Origin of the sequence: Oenococcus kitaharae (genome assembly GCF_025758695.1) — a bacterium.
GTDB lineage: Bacteria > Bacillota > Bacilli > Lactobacillales > Lactobacillaceae > Oenococcus > Oenococcus kitaharae_A.
Genome location: NZ_JANJQP010000001.1, coordinates 509,042 through 528,400 on the forward strand (window position 1 = coordinate 509,042; position 19,359 = coordinate 528,400).

At 42.2% G+C, this 19,359-nt stretch carries 24 protein-coding genes and 1 riboswitch; of the genes, 11 read left to right on the plus strand and 13 right to left on the minus strand.

Annotated features, from left to right (window positions below; all coding sequences use genetic code 11):
* Positions 1–2 precede the first annotated feature (2 nt).
* The 6 genes from NRF22_RS02590 to NRF22_RS02615 form a co-directional block, all read right to left on the minus strand.
* The gene (locus NRF22_RS02590) at positions 3–1,322 is read right to left on the minus strand and encodes an acetyl/propionyl/methylcrotonyl-CoA carboxylase subunit alpha (RefSeq protein ID WP_263779110.1); all 1,320 of its coding nucleotides are present in this window, start codon (positions 1,320–1,322) and stop codon (positions 3–5) included.
* Entirely contained in the window at positions 1,319–1,741 is a 423-nt protein-coding gene (locus NRF22_RS02595) for an acetyl-CoA carboxylase biotin carboxyl carrier protein (RefSeq protein WP_263779111.1), read from the minus strand. The genes NRF22_RS02590 and NRF22_RS02595 overlap by 4 nt, the downstream gene beginning before the upstream one ends.
* A gap of 2 nt (positions 1,742–1,743) precedes the next feature.
* Positions 1,744–2,769, minus strand: a complete 1,026-nt coding sequence (locus NRF22_RS02600; protein ID WP_263779112.1) for a biotin-dependent carboxyltransferase family protein — start codon at positions 2,767–2,769, stop codon at positions 1,744–1,746.
* Positions 2,766–3,503: a 5-oxoprolinase subunit PxpB gene (pxpB, locus tag NRF22_RS02605; protein ID WP_263779113.1), complete on the minus strand. Its 738-nt coding sequence runs from the start codon at positions 3,501–3,503 to the stop codon at positions 2,766–2,768. Before pxpB ends, NRF22_RS02600 begins: the two co-directional genes overlap by 4 nt.
* Positions 3,504–3,850: 347 nt before the next feature.
* Entirely contained in the window at positions 3,851–4,090 is a 240-nt protein-coding gene (locus NRF22_RS02610; RefSeq protein ID WP_263779114.1) for a helix-turn-helix domain-containing protein, read from the minus strand.
* Positions 4,087–4,557 (minus strand): DUF2975 domain-containing protein, encoded by a 471-nt coding sequence (locus NRF22_RS02615; protein WP_263779115.1) that lies wholly within the window; start codon positions 4,555–4,557, stop codon positions 4,087–4,089. Before NRF22_RS02615 ends, NRF22_RS02610 begins: the two co-directional genes overlap by 4 nt.
* Positions 4,558–4,779: 222 nt before the next feature.
* A riboswitch (purine riboswitch) is annotated at positions 4,780–4,877 on the plus strand.
* 60 nt (positions 4,878–4,937) lie between these two features.
* Between NRF22_RS02615 and NRF22_RS02620 the strand changes: the two genes are divergently transcribed.
* Positions 4,938–5,534 (plus strand): xanthine phosphoribosyltransferase, encoded by a 597-nt coding sequence (locus NRF22_RS02620; RefSeq protein ID WP_028291749.1) that lies wholly within the window; start codon positions 4,938–4,940, stop codon positions 5,532–5,534.
* Positions 5,524–6,855, plus strand: coding sequence for a nucleobase:cation symporter-2 family protein (locus NRF22_RS02625; protein WP_263779116.1), 1,332 nt, complete (start codon positions 5,524–5,526; stop codon positions 6,853–6,855). The genes NRF22_RS02620 and NRF22_RS02625 overlap by 11 nt, the downstream gene beginning before the upstream one ends.
* A gap of 7 nt (positions 6,856–6,862) precedes the next feature.
* Here NRF22_RS02625 and NRF22_RS02630 read toward each other — a convergent pair whose 3' ends face one another.
* The 6 genes from NRF22_RS02630 to NRF22_RS02655 form a co-directional block, all read right to left on the minus strand.
* Entirely contained in the window at positions 6,863–7,837 is a 975-nt protein-coding gene (locus tag NRF22_RS02630; protein WP_263779117.1) for a GMP reductase, read from the minus strand.
* Between the two features lie 94 nt (positions 7,838–7,931).
* The gene (locus tag NRF22_RS02635) at positions 7,932–9,323 is read right to left on the minus strand and encodes an FAD-dependent oxidoreductase (protein WP_263779118.1); all 1,392 of its coding nucleotides are present in this window, start codon (positions 9,321–9,323) and stop codon (positions 7,932–7,934) included.
* Positions 9,324–9,515: 192 nt separating this feature from the next.
* Entirely contained in the window at positions 9,516–10,448 is a 933-nt protein-coding gene (locus tag NRF22_RS02640; protein ID WP_412178710.1) for an acyltransferase, read from the minus strand.
* Between the two features lie 363 nt (positions 10,449–10,811).
* Entirely contained in the window at positions 10,812–11,330 is a 519-nt protein-coding gene (locus NRF22_RS02645) for a hypothetical protein (RefSeq protein ID WP_263779120.1), read from the minus strand.
* 291 nt (positions 11,331–11,621) lie between these two features.
* On the minus strand, positions 11,622–12,785 hold the full coding sequence (locus NRF22_RS02650) for a tyrosine-type recombinase/integrase (RefSeq protein WP_412178714.1): 1,164 nt from the start codon (positions 12,783–12,785) through the stop codon (positions 11,622–11,624).
* 87 nt (positions 12,786–12,872) lie between these two features.
* The gene (locus NRF22_RS02655) at positions 12,873–13,931 is read right to left on the minus strand and encodes a helix-turn-helix domain-containing protein (RefSeq protein ID WP_263779123.1); all 1,059 of its coding nucleotides are present in this window, start codon (positions 13,929–13,931) and stop codon (positions 12,873–12,875) included.
* Positions 13,932–14,047: 116 nt separating this feature from the next.
* Here NRF22_RS02655 and NRF22_RS02660 point away from each other — a divergent pair, with 116 nt between their 5' ends.
* The 5 genes from NRF22_RS02660 (at position 14,048) to NRF22_RS02680 (ending at position 16,452) form a co-directional block, all read left to right on the plus strand.
* Positions 14,048–14,233: a hypothetical protein gene (locus NRF22_RS02660; protein ID WP_263779124.1), complete on the plus strand. Its 186-nt coding sequence runs from the start codon at positions 14,048–14,050 to the stop codon at positions 14,231–14,233.
* A gap of 73 nt (positions 14,234–14,306) precedes the next feature.
* On the plus strand, positions 14,307–14,504 hold the full coding sequence (locus tag NRF22_RS02665; protein WP_263779125.1) for a hypothetical protein: 198 nt from the start codon (positions 14,307–14,309) through the stop codon (positions 14,502–14,504).
* A 151-nt stretch (positions 14,505–14,655) separates the two neighbouring features.
* The gene (locus NRF22_RS02670) at positions 14,656–15,555 is read left to right on the plus strand and encodes a hypothetical protein (protein WP_263779126.1); all 900 of its coding nucleotides are present in this window, start codon (positions 14,656–14,658) and stop codon (positions 15,553–15,555) included.
* Positions 15,548–16,093 (plus strand): hypothetical protein, encoded by a 546-nt coding sequence (locus tag NRF22_RS02675; RefSeq protein ID WP_263779127.1) that lies wholly within the window; start codon positions 15,548–15,550, stop codon positions 16,091–16,093. Before NRF22_RS02670 ends, NRF22_RS02675 begins: the two co-directional genes overlap by 8 nt.
* A 95-nt stretch (positions 16,094–16,188) precedes the next feature.
* On the plus strand, positions 16,189–16,452 hold the full coding sequence (locus NRF22_RS02680) for a hypothetical protein (RefSeq protein WP_263779128.1): 264 nt from the start codon (positions 16,189–16,191) through the stop codon (positions 16,450–16,452).
* 212 nt (positions 16,453–16,664) lie between these two features.
* On the opposite strand, the gene NRF22_RS02685 is transcribed toward NRF22_RS02680, so the two are convergent.
* A complete protein-coding gene (locus tag NRF22_RS02685) occupies positions 16,665–16,808 on the minus strand; it encodes a hypothetical protein (RefSeq protein ID WP_263779130.1) in 144 nt (47 codons plus the stop codon).
* A gap of 172 nt (positions 16,809–16,980) precedes the next feature.
* Here NRF22_RS02685 and NRF22_RS02690 point away from each other — a divergent pair, with 172 nt between their 5' ends.
* Genes NRF22_RS02690 through NRF22_RS02705 form a run of 4 tightly spaced genes read left to right on the plus strand, consistent with a single transcriptional unit; the run spans position 16,981 to position 18,502 of the window.
* Positions 16,981–17,304, plus strand: coding sequence for a hypothetical protein (locus NRF22_RS02690; RefSeq protein ID WP_263779131.1), 324 nt, complete (start codon positions 16,981–16,983; stop codon positions 17,302–17,304).
* A gap of 42 nt (positions 17,305–17,346) precedes the next feature.
* Positions 17,347–17,991, plus strand: coding sequence for a hypothetical protein (locus tag NRF22_RS02695; RefSeq protein ID WP_263779132.1), 645 nt, complete (start codon positions 17,347–17,349; stop codon positions 17,989–17,991).
* 4 nt (positions 17,992–17,995) lie between these two features.
* The gene (locus tag NRF22_RS02700; RefSeq protein WP_263779134.1) at positions 17,996–18,247 is read left to right on the plus strand and encodes a hypothetical protein; all 252 of its coding nucleotides are present in this window, start codon (positions 17,996–17,998) and stop codon (positions 18,245–18,247) included.
* 12 nt (positions 18,248–18,259) lie between these two features.
* Positions 18,260–18,502, plus strand: a complete 243-nt coding sequence (locus NRF22_RS02705) for a hypothetical protein (protein ID WP_263779135.1) — start codon at positions 18,260–18,262, stop codon at positions 18,500–18,502.
* Positions 18,503–19,359 lie beyond the last annotated feature (857 nt).

Sequence of the window (19,359 nt, forward strand, 5' to 3'; positions counted from 1 at the left end):
TACTATCTTGTTTCTGTCAGCTGATCAAGCCAATTGATATCAGTTTGATTAGTTTGAAAGGCTTTTTCAGATAAAAGCTGCATTAAAAAATCTAAATTCGTCTGAATACCATCGATCACTGTCTCATCAATGGCCATCTGCATCTCCCGAATCACGCTCTGGCGATCCGGTCCGAAGGTGATAATCTTAGCAATCATGGCATCATAATTAGCCGGTACCGTATAACCCTGGTACAAAGCGTCATCGACACGAATGCCATGGCCGCCTGGTAAATGCAGCAGTTTTATCTTGCCAGCCGTCCGGGCAGTCACGCGGCATTCTAATGCAAAACCATGTCGAGAAACATCCGCCTGTGTGATAGCCAGCGGCTTCCCATCAGCAATTTTTAGCTGCAGATCCACGAGATCAAGACCGCTGGTCAATTCTGTAATTGGATGTTCGACCTGAATTCGCGTATTCATTTCCATGAAGTAGAAATGGTCGGGACCATCAAAGAGAAATTCCAGGGTGCCAACGCCTTCGTAATGAATCGCCTTGGCTGCCGTGACCGAAATCTGAAACATTTTTTGTCGACTGGCTTCATCAAGAGTGATGGCCGGCGCTTCTTCTAACACTTTTTGGTGATGCTGCTGAATCGTACAGTCCCGCTCGCCAACGGCAATCGCATTCCCGAATTGATCGGCCGCAATCTGAATTTCAATGTGCCGTGGATGGGCCAGATATTTTTCCAAATACATATGATTATCGCCGAAGGCATGTTCAGCTTCGCTTTGCGTTAAGGAAAACAAACGGCCGAACACTTCAGGACTGTCAACGACGCGCATACCTTTACCGCCGCCACCGGCGCTGGCTTTTAACATAATCGGATAGCCGATCTGCTCAGCTGCAGCCGTCCCCTGCGCTAACGTGGTAAATTCATTGCCGCTGCCTGGGACAACAGGCACACCAGCCGCAATCATCATTTTTCTTGCAGCTGATTTCTCGCCCATGGTCGCAATCACTTTGGCACCTGGTCCGATAAATTTAATGCCGGCATCCTGGCAGGCTTGAGCAAATTCAGCATTTTCCGAGAGAAAACCATAACCAGGGTGGATCGCGTCAGCCCCAGTCATTTCAGCGGCCGCGATAATGCTTGCCTGATTCAAATAACTGTGCTGAACATCAGCCGGCCCGATGCAGACTGCTTGATCAGCCAGCTGCACATGCAAAGCACTACGATCAGCCGTCGAATAGACAGCGACAGTCGCGATATTCAGTAGGCGGCAGGCGCGAATAATTCTGACAGCGATTTCACCTCGATTAGCAATCAGTACCTTTTTCAAGAGACAGCACCTGTTTTTGTCAAAGAAAACAGAGGCTGATCGTACTCGACAGTACTGCCATCAACGACTAAAATATCGTTAATTCTCCCGTCTTGCAACGCTTTTACCTCATTCATCATTTTCATCGCTTCAATGATCGCGACAGTCTGTCCCTTAGTCACTTGATCGCCGACTTTCACAAAAGCTGTTTGATCGGGACCGGGTGCAGTATAGAATGTGCCAACGAAAGGTGCCTTGATCGTGAAGGTATCATCCGGAGTTACCGACTTATTGGTCGTTTCCGACACAACCGGCGTCTGAGTATGTGTGTCCAATTCTTTGGTCAAACGAATCTGTCCCTGATAGTCATTGATTTCCAGGCTGTTGAGGCCGAACTGATTGAATACTTGAATGATTTTTTTCAAATGCGCAATTTTCACTGCTAATCCCCCTCATTTTCCGATGCTAATAAAGCCTGAATTTTCACTGCAGCTTTTCGGGCTGGGCCGATCGGAAACTGATATCGTGCCTGCTGCCATGATGCCAGCAAACGTTTAAATCGCTGCCTCCGTACCAATAACTCCTGCTGCGCTTTTGGTAGATCAACGAGCGTGAATGCAAATTTTTGACCAAGCGGCATCTGCACAAAAGCTGAAAAATCGGCAGCAATAATCGTGGCAATCACAGGATATCCGCCCGTCGTTTGACGATCTGCCAGCAGCACAATTGGCTGGCCGTTTCGCGTAATTTGAATATTGCCAAAAACTGTTCCTTCAGAAAGCAGGCTGACTTGTGCGGCCGGCAATAATTTTTCAGTCAGCCGATAGCCCATACGGTCAGCTTGTGTGGAAACGGTAAAAGTCTGCTTGACCAAGTTTTCCTGAGCTGCTGGATCAAACAAGGACCACTGCGGCCCTTTGACGACTCTGATTCCCGTTACCACCTTTTTCTCATCAACTGCATATTGCCGTGACTGCAGACTGGGCATTTGGTAGCATTCATTCAAAGGCAGCTGATCCCCCTTTTGCAGCAAACGTCCGTCTAATCCGCCAATACCGGCTCGTAAAGTTGTCGAACGGCTATCTAAGACAGGCACTGTTAACAGGCCGCCAGCTGCAAAGGCAATGTAACCATATCGACCCCTTTTGACTGGGCCGAAAGTCAAGACATCGTTTTCAAAAATCTCAAGAACCTGATTTTCTTCGGCCCGCTGAGCATTAACAAAGACTGGGCAGACAGCGCCTGTGATCGCGATGAAAGTCCGAAAATGAAATTTCAAGCTGGGGCCTAAAAGACAAAATTCAATCGCCGCAGCATTAACTGGATTGTTCACCAAGTCGTTAGCCAAGCAAAAAGCCGCTTGATCAATCGCACCCGATGTCGGAAATCCTTCGATCTGGTGGCGGAAACGACCTAAATCCTGAATGGACGCTGAAAGGCCCTTATCGATAACTGTCGCGCCGATCATGAGCCCGCCTCCTTTCTTTGCGCCAGCTGGAATTTCCCGGCTTGATCCAACTGCTGAATCTTGTTATAATCCGCTCGTGAAATTGCCTGGAAGCGAATATAGTCACCCGCTTCATAAAGCGGCGCAGGACGTTTAGGATCATAAAGCCTGACTGGTGTCCGTCCCAACAAACGCCAGCCACCAGGAGACTGCAAAGGATACATGCCGGTCTGCTGACCAGCAATGCCGACACTGCCAGCTGCAATGACTGCCCGTGGCTGGTCCAAACGCGGCATGGCAATCCGATCTGGCACCGTGCCCATATAGGCAAATCCAGGCAGAAAGCCCAGCATATAGACAAAATAATCAAGGCTGCTATGCAGGTCGATTAATTCAGGCACAGTCATATGACCGTAATCAGCGACACTAGTTAAATCCGGGCCGAATTCTTCGTCATAACAGACTGGCAAAAGCAAAACGTGTTTCACTGGCGCACTTGCTTCTAATTTTTTTGACTGAATTAATCGATCCAAATAATCCTGCAGCTCGTCAGCTTGCAGCAAAGCCGGATCAAAATTAACCGTCAAAGTGTGATAAGCGGGAATGACATCGACAATGCCAGGCAGGTCAGTATCAGGCCGCAGCAAATATCTCGCGATGTGCTGAATCAATTGATTCTTTTTCACATCGATCAAATTGGGAAAAATTAAATTAAGCGATTGTTCACCAACCGGTACAAAAAAATAATCCGCCATTTGTACGCTCCGCTTATAAAATGTTAGTGGATATTGTACAACATTTTTTTCACAATTCTCAAAAATATGTCGGCTTTGTTATCAAAATTTCGTTTGATCGGTTATTGGTATTTACCAATTATGCATAAGCACTGTCACAGTCAGGATTCCGTTTTATCATGAGCTTGTAAGTTAAAAATGACTAGATCTAAATCTGAGGAGTTAGTGATGAGCAAAAATATTAAATCAGCCTCAGCCGCTATTCTTGAGAAAGTTCAAGACAGAATAGCCGCTCAAAAAACAAATCAAACAATTAAGGTTAAAAGAGTTTGACAAAAAAACGTTAATTTCCTTCTGTTGCAAGGAAATTAACGTTTTAGTTCTCTTTTTTTTCCGTAGCTCAGAAGATCTCCTGGCTGGCAATCCAACACGCGGCAAATGGCCACAAGTGTCTCAAAACGGATCGCCTTGGCCTTGCCATTTTTTAAAATCGAAATGTTAGACATCGTGATGCCGACTTTTTCCGATAATTCTGTGACGGACATTTTCCGTTTGGCCAGCATAATATCTAAATTAACAATAATTGATGGCTCTTCTCCTCTAGTCATATAGTCAAATCGTGCTCAGCCTTTAAACTGATCGCGCTCCTAAAAAGATCTTCAACAATTTGTGAAAAGACAAAAACCGCATAAGGCAAAGAAATCAGTGAAAATCCCATAATCATGAGGCCCGGTGCATCAGCCATCTGTGTGACTTGATAGACAAAAGGCATGATCCCCGAAAAGACAATCGCGATAGCTAAAATAGTGTGCTTAATCTTTGTGACCAGCGGCAGTGTTGCTGATGAGAAAGCCTGATTTTTGCCAATGAGACTGACAACTCGAAACAACAGATAAAGAACTCTGAAAGCAAAAATCACGGCTAAATAAATGGCAGCCAGCAGCGTGACGATGGCAAAATTCCAATGCAAACCTTCAGCTGTAAAAACCTGAATTGAGACTAACGTTCCAGCCATGACAACAATCGCCGCAATCCCCAATAAGGCTAACTTAAGAATCAAACTTTTAATTTTCATATATTCGAGTTCCTTTTTTTAAATCATCATAGGAGTCATTTTATCCTAAAATTTATCGTTTTTCAATATGTATTTGTTGTTTTGCAATATGTAATAGGGTGAAATGTCCTCATCGGCTGATGACTAGCACCCAGCAAATATCACAGGATCTTCTCCAATTAAGCAAATTCCTGCCCTTTTTCTTGCACGGCTTTTTTCCCTGTGATAGGATACACGTAACAAATTCAGAATGTTGAAAAAGCTTATATATGGTCGTAATAGGGACGACCGTTTCTACCCGGAGCCGCAAACTCAGGACTATAAGCAATCATGTACTTATGCTGATTTCCGTGATCTCCGAGGAGCTTTTTCTACTATCTCAATTGGATGGGAGATTAGTCATCAAAATTTTAGAAGAAAAAATCAAATCCGAAGGTGTTGTCCTCGGATCGGACATTTTAAAGGTCGATAGTTTTTTGAACCACCAAGTCGACCCTTTTTTGATGTCTCAAATCGGACAGGCCTTCGCTGACAAATTCAGTCAGGCAGGTATCACAAAAGTGCTGACAATCGAAGCGTCCGGTATTGCACCAGCACTCATGACCAGCCTTCAGCTGCAAGTACCGATGGTATTCGCCCGCAAGCACAAAAGCCGCACCTTAAGCGGCAATTTTTACACTGCTAGTGTTTATTCATTTACAAAGCAGACGGAAAACAAGATTGCCATTTCCAAAAAGTTCATCAATGCGGACGATCGTGTGTTAATCATTGATGATTTTCTGGCAAACGGCCAAGCTGTACAAGGATTGCTTGATATCACCAGCCAAGCCGGCGCGACCGCAGTCGGCGTCGGGATTGTGATCGAAAAACGTTTTCAAGCCGGTCATGATTTGATCCTGTCGAAAAATATTCCGCTTGTTTCACTAGCAAGTATTGATCATTTCCAAGATGGTCAAGTCGTTTTTAACAATGAAGGAGCAGCTTCTCATGTCGATTAATCAGGAAACACAAAATAATCTCGTCAGCAATTCTCATTCAGCCCTTTTGGGCATCCAGCATTTGCTGGCTATGTATTCCGGAGCCGTGCTGGTTCCCCTGCTGATCGGCGGCGCGCTAAAATTCAGTCCTGCGCAGATGACTTATTTGATATCAATTGATATTTTCATGTGCGGATTAGCCACTTTTCTACAATTATTTACGAACCCCGTCTTCGGCATTGGACTACCGGTTGTTCTAGGCTGTGCCATCCAAGCAGTTGCGCCTTTGCAGATGATTGGCCAAAACTTTACGATCGGCACCATGTATGGCGCCATCATCGCTTCAGCTATTTTTGTCTTTTTGATCGCTGGTGTCTTTGCTAAAATCCGCAGGTTTTTCCCGCCTTTGGTCACTGGTACTGTCATTACCGTGATCGGCCTCACTTTGATCCCGATCGGTTTCGTCAATCTTGGCGGCGGCAGTGCAGCAGCAAAATCTTTTGGTGCTAGCAATAATCTGATCGTTGGTCTCTTCACGATTGTAGTTGTCTTGGTTTGCAGTGTCTACGCCAAGGGTTTCATCAGCCGTATCGCCGTTTTGATTGGCCTACTTCTAGGTACTATCCTGGCTTCCTTTATGGGCATGGTTTCTTTTCAAACTGTCGCCGACGCCAGCTGGTTCCACTTCCCGCAGCCATTTTATTTTGGTACACCGCGTTTTGAACTTTCTTCTATTCTCACGATGATCGCGATTTCTCTCGTCTCACTCGTAGAATCGACAGGTGTCTTTTTCGCCCTCGGAGATATCACGAAAAGATCAATTGGTGAAACAGATCTTAAAAAAGGCTATCGTGCTGAAGCCTTGGCCGGTATTCTTGGTGGTATTTTCAACACCTTCCCCTATACGACTTTTTCGCAAAACGTCAGTCTCGTCCAGCTATCCGGGATCAAAAGCCGGCAGCCCATTTATTATGCATCCGGTTTCCTGATGCTGTTGGGTCTGTTGCCTAAAATTGGTGCTTTGGCAACAATCATCCCCACGCCTGTCATTGGCGGTGCAACCGTGATTATGTTCGGTATGATCGCCATTCAAGGTATCCGGATGCTGGAAAAAGTTGATTTTTCCAACAACAAAAACATCCTCGTGGCGGCCATTTCTATTGGTGCCGGCCTCGGTGTCAGCGTTGAGCCGAATATTTTCCAGGGCCTGCCACAGACAATCCGTTTGATCTTCAGCAACGGCGTTGTCGTTGCCAGCCTCTGTGCTGTACTTTTGAACCTGATCATTCAGCCCGATAAAATAAAAAATCCTGCTGAAAGTGTTAAACAGCAGGAAAGTTAAAAATTATTTAGTAATCGCCGTTCATGATCGTGTTCTGCACAATCACATAATTGACGGTTCTCAAAGCCTGCAGATCACTTCCGCCGGCATAAGAGATTGATGATTGAAGATCTTGTTTCATTTCATTTAAGGTGTTTGCGATGTCGCCACGGTAAGGAACCAATAAGTCCTTGCCTTCAACGTTCTTGTAAACGCCTTTTTGTTTAGCTGAAGCCGACCCGTAATACTGCTTGTAACGGCGATGGTCAATCACAAGATCGCTGCCAGGAGATTGTTTATGCCCAGCAAACAATGAACCGATCATCACCATGCTGGCACCGAAACGGACGGATTTAGCGATGTCGCCGTTGTGACGAATCCCGCCGTCAGCAATAATCGGTTTTCTGGCTGCCTTTGCACACAAACGGACAGCTGCTAACTGCCAGCCAGCTGTACCAAAACCAGTCTTCAGCTTCGTGATGCAGGCTCGTCCAGGGCCAATGCCGACTTTTGTCGCGTCAGCACCCGCGTCTTCAAGCTCACGGACAGCATCAGGAGTCGCGATGTTACCAGCAATCACAAAGGCCTTGGGCAAATGCCGTTTAATATAATGAATCATGTCAATGACCGTATTGGCGTAGCCGTGGGCAATATCGATCGTGATATAGTCCGGCGTCAGTCCGGCGTCAGCTAGTTCATCAATGAAACGGTATTCTTCCTCTTTCACGCCAACACTGACAGAACTAATCAAACCCTTTTCCTTCATCTCAGACACAAAATGAAATCTTTTTTCCGGTTCAAAACGGTGCATGATGTAAAAATAGCCGTTTTCCGCCAACCAAATCGCCAGGTCATCATCAATCACCGAGGCCATATTAGCCGGTACAACAGGTAATTTAAAGCGATGTCCGCCGAATTCAACGCTCGTGTCAGCTTCTGAACGCGAGTTGATCAAACATTTATTCGGAATCAGCTGCACGTTCTCGTAATCAAATACTTCCATGAAGTTTTATGCCTCTTTCAATCTGCCGCACTGGCAAATTTTCCACCAACGATATTACGATATCGGTCTTTTTCACGAAAGTCAAACAACTATGCTAAGCCTGTTTTAAGGAAGCCTTTTCCCAATTTTGTGCAGCAATTTGAATGGCGTCCCAAGGTGATCCGACTGGCGGTGAATAAGATAAATCCAAATCGCTAATCTGAGAAACGGTCAGCTTGTTTGCGATGGCTGTTGCAAAAACATCGTTGCGTTTAGCCACTTCGCTACCGAAATGACCAATTAATTGTGCGCCTAAAAGCTGCCCCGTCTGATGGTCGCCCGTGATGCGGATCTTGATTTTGTGTGCACCTGGGAAATAAGCTTTATGATCATCGACATTACTCGTGACACTTAGCGGCGAAAAACCGGCTTCAACCGCTTCCCTATCCAATAAGCCTGTTCGTGCAACGATTAAATCAAAAGCTTTTAAGACTTGCGTTCCGACGATGCCCTTGAATGATCTCGGATAACCCGCAATCACGCTGCCGGCCACGCGCCCTTGCTTGTGGGCAGTGGTCCCTAGCGGCAGATACGTCATGCCAAGCAGCTGGTGGTAAGTCTGGACTAGATCACCCGCGGCCCAGATATCCGGCAAGGTCGTGTGCATAAATTCGTCTACGGCAACGGCATGATTGTTGGGATTGAGTTGTGCGCCTGCATCCGCCAACAGCTGCGAATTAGGCTGGACACCAGTCACAATCAGGACCAGATCAAAATCATCGTAATGCGTTATTTCAGTAGCTTTTTGTCCTGTCAGGGAAACACCAGCGGCTGTTGACTGGATCTTTTTGATCGCCGTATTCGTGATGACACGAACTTGATTTTCCGTGAGCTTCTCTTGGACGATATGCCCTAAATTGGCATTGACCGTAGCTAAAATTTCTGAAGAACGCTGAAAAAGCGTTACTTCCAGCTGTCGTTTGCGCAGGGCTTCAGCCATTTCGATGCCAATATAACCTGCGCCAATAATAGCGGCTTTGTGTTGATCAGGTGAAGATAAGGATTTTTCAATCGCAAAATAATCAGCCATCGTGTGCATGACGTGAACGCGGCTATCGGCCTGGTTAATCCCAGCCATACCGGATAAACGAGGTTTTGCGCCAGTTGCAACCAGCAGAAAGTCATAATGACAGGTTTGTGTTTCGCCCTTGCGAGCATGCAGCAGAATTTCATGCTGGCGGGGATTGATTTTATCGACGGTCGTGTTCATAAAAAAATGAATGCCAGTCGCAGTTAGCTCTGCTAGTTTGCGATGCGCTAAGTCGTGCCAATCAGCGACATCACCACTGATTGCATAAGGCAGCCCGCAGATAGACAAGTTCGGAAATTCATCTTCCAGAAAAACATTGACCTCAATTTCCGGATTAAGCTCTTTGACGCGCAGCGCGGCTGAAATACCGGCATCACTGCCGCCAATCACAAGCAATACTTTTGTTTCAGTTGCCATAAAATGAATTCTCCTGATGTAGACTCAGTCACTATTTTACATGTGTTGTAGAGGTGGAGACGTTCTTAGAAAAAATTTGCCAAAACCATGAAAGCTTTGAATACACCATCCCACTCGTTTTTAAATATTTCGAATTCTGCATTAACTAATCACACAGAAATTATGAACAATAAAACTTTGCTGTCAGTGCCATTAAGGAAAAATGTATTTCCCTCCCGGCAGCTTCTTAACGATCAAAACAACTAACACACAAGCTAGATAGACCATAAAAGGAAAAAGATAGACGTGAATTAGGCTGAGATCTGTAATTGACAAAAGTTTATCAAACAATTTAATGAAAAAAGGATGAATAATATAAATACCCAAGCTAGTACTAGCAAGAGTCTTTAATATCTTGGCGGCACTAGCTGTTGCTTTAACAGATATCATAAGCCGTTTAACCAGAGTAAACAGACCGGCTGAGTAAAAGAACACGATCGGGCCAGTGGAATTGTTCATGTCTAGATTGGTCCCGATTCCCAAACTAACAAAAGAGACTTGAATGACAAACATAATAACACCGATACCAATAATTAAATTTTCTTGTTTTCGAGAAAAATAATCTGTATGGATCAAATAGCCAGCAATAAAATACCCTAAATAGGAAAAAGTGACCAATGGAAAATTAACCATATTATTGTTAATTGAGATTTTTAAAATTTCTAATGGGTAGAAGATAAAACAATTAGTTACGACATAGATGCACACTAGCACGAACAGATAGCCTCTTTCCTTCAGACTCACTAGTGCAGATAACAAAGGTGTCACTAAATAAAGAGTCAAAATAACATAGAAAAACCAGAATAAGGTATTAATATTCGTGCTAGCGAAGCTCAACAAAAAATCCGAAACACTTGGATCAGGATGAGGAATAGGACCTGGGTAGGCAGTAAAACGGATATCATATCCATACCAGAGAACACTCCATAAAATTAACGGAACAACCACTCTGAGCGCACGTTTTGTGAAAAATTCCCTTGTCGTCATGCGTGATCGATAATCAATCAGCATGGCACCAGAAATCATGAAGAAAATAAAGACAGCCGGGATAGCGAGAGCTTGGAACATTCTAACTTGTTTGAACAAAGGATCAGCAGCGTTCGTATGGAAGATGGCTTAGGAAGTGTGCAACATTAAAACCATAAATATGGCTAATATATTCAAAACGTCTATAAACGAATATCTTTTATTTTTGACCATAATAATAGTTCTATCACAATGTCTTGAATATCAACATCGGTTCTAGGGATACTTCTTTGATTTGGAATCTCACATATTCAAAACTTTTTTAGCGGAAAGAACAGAGTTTCTTTTCAACGATAAATAATTAACTCAAAGACGTTAGATTAGTTAGTAAGAAACCAGCATTAAAAGGTGAATAAAAGTATTTGGTTAATCATTGCAACAGGCCAAGGATTTCCAGATGTTTTTTAACTTGCGTTTCGTATGTTAAATACCCTTTTTAGTATAATGAGTCACGTGATGCAAAGTCGAACTTAGTTTGTGGGATAACGTGCCGGCTTCAGCTTTGGAACTATTAACCAGTTTATGAGTGAGTTCTTTGCGAGCCTCTTTTTTCTTAGATTTCTGCTCATCAGCCAGTTTGAGTAATTCTTTGCTTTCTAAAATAGTAGCCTCATCGACATAGAAGAGCTTAAAAAAAGTGTCCGGCGATACTACAGAACCTGTTCTCGGTTCAGTCCTCAAAACCGTATTTGGTCTTTTATGAGCAAAACGTTTATTTGGGGCAACTAAAATATTGATTGATTTAACAGGATAATTAGTGAGAATTTCGTGAGCATCATCTAATGACAATTCTGTAAGTTTAGGTATCTTGGCATCATTCGCATGCTTTGCATGATGGTCATCAATAGCTCCCTTAACAGCTTGTGCTGCTGGAGCAAGTGCATCACTTACCCCGGCCATCGCATCAATTGCCTTACCCGCTCTTTTTGCTGTGTTAATCATAGATGACAGTCTCATCTTCTAAATCTCCCTCAATTAATCCAAGACAAGTATTTTATTAAACAAATATATTTTATCTTTTTTGAATATGACTAGAGAAAAATATTTGTCTCGTTAAAAAAATTATGCCTAGTCATTGTTTTTAAAAATTATCGTAATCACTAAGTGGACCAAGGCAGCACCCAAGCAAACAAAAAACGCCTCACCTCATGGCAAAGCGCTTTTAGACTCTATGGAGATTGAGGGATTCGAACTCTAAACGCTCTATCCCGTGTCCTGCAAGGCTTTATAAAATTAATTATTTTCTTGGGTACTTATTTGGGTACTTTGATTAACGAAATTAGCAAAAATACTAGCTGTTTCTGTTTTCTGTTTCTTGGTTACTTCAGCGTATATCTGTAAAGTGGTATGCACATCATTATGGCCTAGCTGGTATTGAAGCTGTTTAATATCCATGCCTGACTGGACAGCCAGCGTTGCATAAGTATGCCGAAAACCATGAATGATAATCGCAGGCAGGTCAGCAGCCTTTGCTATTTCTCTGCACCATTGACGTGGTTTGCCTAAGGTCACAAAGGAATTAACCGAGCTGTTAAAAACGTAGTTGCATGGGGATGCCGAGTAGCCGAGAGCTTGATATAGCTCATGCTGCCTGAGCTTCCATTCGGCTAAAGCTGAAATAGTTTCATCATCAAGCGTCATTAAGCGGTTGCTGGCTTTGGTTTTAGGCTCTTCAGAAATAACTTCGCCACTCTCAACCGTGACCACGGTCTTAGAGATCGACAGAGTTTTATTGCTGAAATCAACATCAGACCAATTCAGGGCCAACGCTTCGCCTTTTCGCATCCCCGTAAAGGCTAATAACCTGAAAAACAAGTATCGGCTATAATGGTCTTTGTTATAGAGCTGATAAGCACTGTTTAGAAATCGTTTCAATTCTTCGACATCGTAGAATTGCACGGTATCTCTGGACGGTGCTTTTTTAGCTCTCGGTTTATCGATATTGGCAAAAGGATTGTTTTTGACGTAGGCATACTGCACAGCCTTTTTAAATATCTGGGCAACAATCCCAACCGTCCAATCGTAGCGAACAAAGGCCGCCGCTTGCTGATTAACAAACTTTTGAGCTTTGATCGGCGTGAGTTCGTCCAAGTATACCCCCTTAAAATACGGTTGAATATGCAGCTTATAGCGCTCTTCAATCTTTTTGTAAGTCGATGGCTTGACGTCTTTTGCTTTCATAGCCAACCACTCTGCAGCAAGCTCATTGAACTTGATTCGCTTAACTTGCTGGCTTTCTAGCTGACCGTTAGCTTCAGCGACTTTGTAAGCCCGATAGGCGTTTACTGCTTCTTTTCGGCTACTAAAACCTCGCTTATGCGTAGCCTTACCGTTTAACACGATTCTAAAATAATACGATTTAACGCCATTTTTAAGCGTTCTAACTTCAATTTTCATTGTCATTTTTCAATGACAGCACAATACAATCAATCATCAGTCAAACGAGAGTTTTTGAGAGTTGTCTTTCTCTGAAATTGCTTCATTTTATGAATGATATGACCAGTGACCACTTTCTTCTGAACCTTCGATATAAGAGGCACCCGTATCTTTATAAAAACGTTCTAGTAAGTTATTTAGTTCATTACTAATTCTTTCTTTTTCAAATTGATTCATATTTGATTTTTCAACTTTATTTTTCAGAAATAATTTGATTGTTTTCTCAAAATCGTTAGAAAAACTCTGCTGTGTTTTTAAAGCCTCACTAGAAAAATTAGAATAATTAGTTTTAAAGTTTAGTAGGTTACGTATATCCTCAAGAATTAATTCTTGAGCTGCGGTAGTTAAAAAAAAGTTTTCGCTGTATAAATGAACAAGAATTTGTTCGTCAATATCTATTCCTCTTTCTAAAAACTCATTTTTAGTTAAGTCAAAATAGTATTCCATCTCTGCAATTTCTAGATCAATACCATTAGAAAATTTTTCCTTTAACGGTTGTAATTCCTTTGGATGATGAGAAAAGTAATCACCAGATAGAACCAACATCCTTATAAAAATATTGTTTTTAAACAATCCTGATTCAGCGGTCATCATCGGTAGTAAAAATTCTTGGTTGCTTATCTTTGGGTAATTAGTCTTTTCTTTTCTCAAAGATGACAATTCCCCATCAAATATTAAGACATAGAGAATTTCTTCTAGATTGTGCTTTGATAATTTAGGGAATATTTTGTGTGATAATTCCACATCATCAACCTTGTGTAATGCGTCATAAAATCCAAACTTTTCAAAAAATTTGTTTACAGTTTCTGACAATTTTTTGATACTTAAATTGCGATTAGATAAAACTAGTTCCCACATATCGGAGTCTTTTTCAAATAGCAATTGGGTCGGAGTTATCTGAAAAAAAGCACAAATACGAGCAATTTTATCAGCGCTAGGAAAACCCTTATCTGGATTTTCCCAATCACTAACAGTCCTTCTGACATTAGGGACATTAAAACCCTCATTATCGGTAGCGATTTTTCCGAGTGCTTCTTGAGATAGATGCTTATTTTCTCTAAGTTGTTTCAGATGAGCAGCTAAAATTTTTTTGTCTGGTTTAATCATTTTGTGCGTATTTTTATTGTGTGCTTTTCCTATTGCACACAATAATTAACCTCACATATAATAATAATCGTGGGAACAAGATAAAGCAATTAGTTCTTACAAGAAATGAGGAAATGATGGCAAAGAATTACCGCAAGATGATTAAAGATTCAGGGATCAAAATGTACGAGGTAGCCCACGAAGCACACACCAACGCTTCAAACTTATCTGTATGGCTAAGATATCCTGAAGATTTAAATGAGAGTCAAAAAGAGCGCCTTGAGAACGCTCTGCAAAAATTAAACATTGGATCAAGTAATTAATTAGAAAGGAAACAATGGCGGCCACTATGAAAAACATCATCAGTCATTTTGTTTCAAACACGGAGGCTTATTTATGAATGTGGAAAATGATAACAAATTCTGGCCTGTGACATTCAGGCGCAAGGATATACCGAAATTATTCGGTTTTAACGTTCGAGCGTTCGACACGTTGGTTAATCAAGGCAAACTGCACCCGATTGTCTTCGGCAGCTTAAAGCTCTATAAGACTAGCGATATGCTGGCGTATCTCGAAAGAAAGCAGGTTAAATAATGATGCAAGAGACAAAAAAATCCATTAGCTACAAAACTTTGGGCAGCAGAGCAGTTAACGGATGGAACAAATTAATTATCACTATTACTGGCATTCAAATAAATGCCTATCTGTATTTTAGCAGGTTAACTCTGTTTAGGAAGGCCATCCTATGATCTATCTGGGAAAAGGCCTCAGGCACAGCCAACTAAAACCAATCAAGCCAGTCTCGTCTGACTGGTCATGGCTAGTCAAACAAAAAGCTATAAAAGCAGCTGATGTAGACTCAAGCCGAGAAGCTGACCAATACAAACACAATCAAGGTCAATTTGTGATCGCTGGGACAATGACAAAAGCCATTCGGCAAAATACCAACTTAGTCAGCCGGTCGATTCTCTTCTTTGATCTTGATAACACCAACGGGGACGACTACCCGACTGCTGTAGTCAAGATTCAAACTGCTTTTAAGATAATGGCTTATCTGATCTACCCGACTATTTCAAACGGCTATAAAGGCACACGGCTCAGAGTTGCCATTCCAACAGATCAACCCTTTAATTCAACACAACGGGCACAGCTTGGCACATATCTGGCTGGCTTATTGCCGACAGACTGGCAGACAGACTTGACCAGTTATCGCTCTAATTGGTCACAACTTGCTGGCTTGCCTATCTTAAACGCCTATTCATTGGCGCATGATGAGCAACCAATTAGCCATACAGCACCCTTTTTAAACCTTCATCGGGCACTATCCCAGACAAAGATTCTTTCAATCAAGCCACAGAGACCATCCCCGTATCGGCAGACCGTTCGGCTTGGTCGTCAGCCTTGGCAGGAAATGGCTAACCGAACTCTGACCAGTCTCATCCACCCGCCCAGTATCAACCGCCATCTTTATTTCAGTTCCCTAGTCGGCTCACTCTTGTTTATGAAAGTAGATCAGCCCGTGATTAACACACTGCTAGGCTGGTCAAACGCCCACTCGGATAACCCGCTGGCTGATGATGAATTACAAAGAGTGATTCGCTCTGTGAGTAAAAGCGCCGACAGAAAGCAGCGGGCTCATGGCTAATAGTCGGAATTATAAAAAGGGCTGGCTAGTCGATGATCGTTATACCGACCTCAGCCTAGACGGCAAAAGTGCTTTATTGCCACTGTTTGATAAGACAGACGACTTAGGGCTGATCGTCAACCCGAAAAGTGCTTTGAGAGGTCAAGGCATAGATACCAATGCTTTACAAGAATTAACCAATGCTGGCTACTTGCTGAGAATTGATAACGGCCACGCACCCGCTTATTTATTCAAAGAGTGGTCAGGCATACAGCACCTTAGGCATTTTCAGATCAGTGGTATCTTCAATCAGCTGCTGATTCCTGACTTGTTCGTGGATGATAATGGCTTCACGGTCTACAAGAATAATCAGCAGACAGAGAACGAGGCTTTTATTGCTGGCCACCAGTTACTGATCGAAAATATCTATCAAACTTCCGCCAACTTTAGCCCACTCAAAAAATGGCTCACTGAAAACAGCCACATCTTGAGTGACTCAATGGTTCAAAGAATGCAGATTCTGCTCAACCACAACCCGCAAGAAACAGCTCAACTCTGATGAGGGTATCAAGATACCTGATTCACTAGTCAGGTTTAAAAACATGAGCTGGGCTTGGATAAAACAGACAAATATCGCAGATTAGAGGTAGGAAGATGAAAGTATTAAAAGAAGAAAGAGAAACGGTCATTATTTATGACTATCAAGAGAAATCTTGGCACATTGACACCACAGTACAGAAACACATCAAAAAATACCGCCCTTTTCTCAAAGCGATTGAACAAGAGGAAGACAATTATTTACGGGGCTACTTTGATACAGATCAGTTCAATATGAGCTTTTCAGCTAGGAAGAAACAGATTCTCAACAGCGAGCAGCGCTTCGCTTTACATGCAAGAATGAAACAGTTACATGTATAACCTAAAAGCCTGTTAAATCGGGCTTTTTTTATTTATCTTAATTCGTGTATATATAAATGCGCCGACAAACCGCCGGCAGGTTGCCGGTAAAAAGGGACGTTAAGTTAAGTTAAGTTAAGTTAGTTATTAACTCATAGTAAAGGAGCATAGAGAATTGCCTTAAATGTTTCAGTGAGATCAAAAGTATTCAAAGAACTCAATCGGGATGGCAATTAAATATGCAGCACAATGCCCTTATAGTTCCTATCTTGTATCTGTTTGCCTAACTGATTCAGATCAAACAGATCAAAATGGGCAGCAAAATAAGCCCGTTCCTTTCTGAGTTCTCTGCTGACCGTAGCCACTAAATAGCACACTGAATATGATGATAGTGCGCTAACGTATTGTATTTAAGCCAAAAATACGGCATAGAAACCAATAACGGGGATGCTCTAGAAGTTTAACAGCAATCAGAGCAAACAAGCTAATAGCACACCAAAAAGCGAAAACCAGCACACTATTAGCGCACTAATAGATCAGTTAGACGTGATGCACGAACAGCTAAAAGTTGAGGATAGCCAACTATCAAGCAAAGATAAACAAATAGAAGAGCTGCACACTTTGCTAGATCAAGCCCAGAAACTACAGTTAAGCGATAAGAAGCCAGCACTCATAGAAGAAGAAGATAAGCAGGCAAAGAAAAAAAGGCTTATTCAGCCGATTATTCAAACGATAAGAGCATGTAAACAATGCTCTTTTTTCATGAAAAGAATCGTTAGAAAATTCCTGATGACCTCATGTACTTCACTAATCCATCGCGCAACACAAACGCAACAAATTGTTGCGCTTTTTATGTGCCACATCAGGATTTAGGAACTAGAATAAGGGCAATTCTAAGAAAGGAAGAAAAGAAAAATGAAAATGAAGAAGCATTCATTGTTAGCTTCAGCCTTGGTCGCAGTCACGCTGTCAACAAGTATCACACCACTGGCAGCCTTTGCGGATACTAGTAGTGAGGTCATAGGATCAACATCATCGCAACCAAGCGACAACGCTGTCATTATGCCATCTGTCGTTAAAAGTGGTTTTTATACTGAAGGGACTCATTTATTCGTGGATGGGGTTTATATTGGTGAGGTGCCAGCGACTAGCGTCATCACTGGCAGTGCCTCAGCTTTATCTGTGACTGCCAAAGCTGCCAGTACTTGGACGAAAGGAAAGACTTTTCATACTACACTCAAGACTTACACTAAACAGCAAGCTGCCAAAACATTAGGGAATGGCATAGCTACAACTATCACTGCTGCTTTAACGGGTCCTATCGGCGCTGGCGGCGGCATAGCACTCGATATTTATGGTTACTTTAGAACCTATTATGCAACGGTCTATCCTAACCACAAAACACCCAAGGGCAAGTATGTATCTTATTATTACAGCTATAAGATAATCGGCAGTGGCGAAGTTGAATACGAAATCCACTATAATTTTTACAGGAACTCAAATTATACCAACCTGCAACTGAGTCTCGTTGAGGGTCCAGTTTATGCAGATTTGAATTGAGGTGATGAAGATGAAAAATACGAGTAAAAGAACTTGGCGTTTTTTATATGATGCTCTTTTATATCCACTATTGATTATCGTGGCGGCTGTCTTCTTAATTATGACTGCTCAGCTCTTACCCTTTACGGCTTCAGAAAAACTGACTATTTCTGTTACGATTATCCTTATTTTGTTAGTTGAAACAATTATCGTCACTTATCATCTTCTCAAAAAGGATGGTTTTGTTGGTCGAAAGAAATCCAAAATAAAGAACTAAGGAACAGCAACGATGCAACACTGTAAAAGAACTTGGCATTTTATCTTTCTAGCCATTGTGCTGCCAATCATGGATATGACTTTTACGACACTCATTGTGCTTTATGCCTTGCAAAGCCCATTTTCAAATCTAGCGAAAACTCAGCTAATCATTATTATCTTGATTATTTTAATCACGTCACTTGTTTGGGGGATCTATCACGATCTAAAAAAAGCAGGCTTTATTAAAAAGAATAAAATAAAAACTTGGTTTTGATAACTGGCTAATGGGGGCTATTATGCTGCTGAAAAGAGAACGGCGTATAGATGGCGTTTTGTAAAAAATTGCCAAAAAATGAAATTCAGGGGGTCAATCTGCTGCAACGTAACGCAACGCCGTTGCACACAAACGTTGCACCCTAAAAACAAAAGGTTGCACAGGTTGCAAGTCCTTATATCAGTACTCTAAAGCCCTTAGATCAGGCTTACATGCTCAGAATTGCTAAGGTTACATGTTAGGAATTCATAAGGTTAAATGATGGTAAATGATGGTCTAGCACCCTGGTAAACCCTAAGGTTAATGACTGCAAAAGATGGCCTCAAGGTTAGATATCGTTATTAAGCAGCCTAACAAAACACAACATGAAATCATGGCATTTCAGGACATCAATGCTAGTAAATGCTAGTCTAAATGCTTGCTTTTGCTAGCCTAAAACTTGTCAAAAGTTGACATAAAAAATGCATTTAGTCCACTATCTTCCGCTAGAGTTATAGCCTAGAAATATCAAGCCCCGCCCATGCTTATCCACGAGAGAACCGTACACAGCATGCCTGACTTGCAAAAAAGATTGATTTTGCAAAATTTTTTAGGTAGGGGGCATCAGGCCTACAAACGCCTAGCTAACGGCATTCTTGTTTCAAACATGCCGTAATATTCTACCCGTTTTAGAGCATAAAACCTGCATAAACCTGCACTTAAAATAACAGAACCGAAAATAAAATAATTGGGCAAAATTGCGCAAAACGGTGCCTTTTATCAATGCCAAAAGTGCGCCAAAACCTTGTCCTACGAGTGTTTAAACGGCTTTCTCTATAATTACAAAGTGCAATCCGCCACAAGTGGCAGAACAGCAG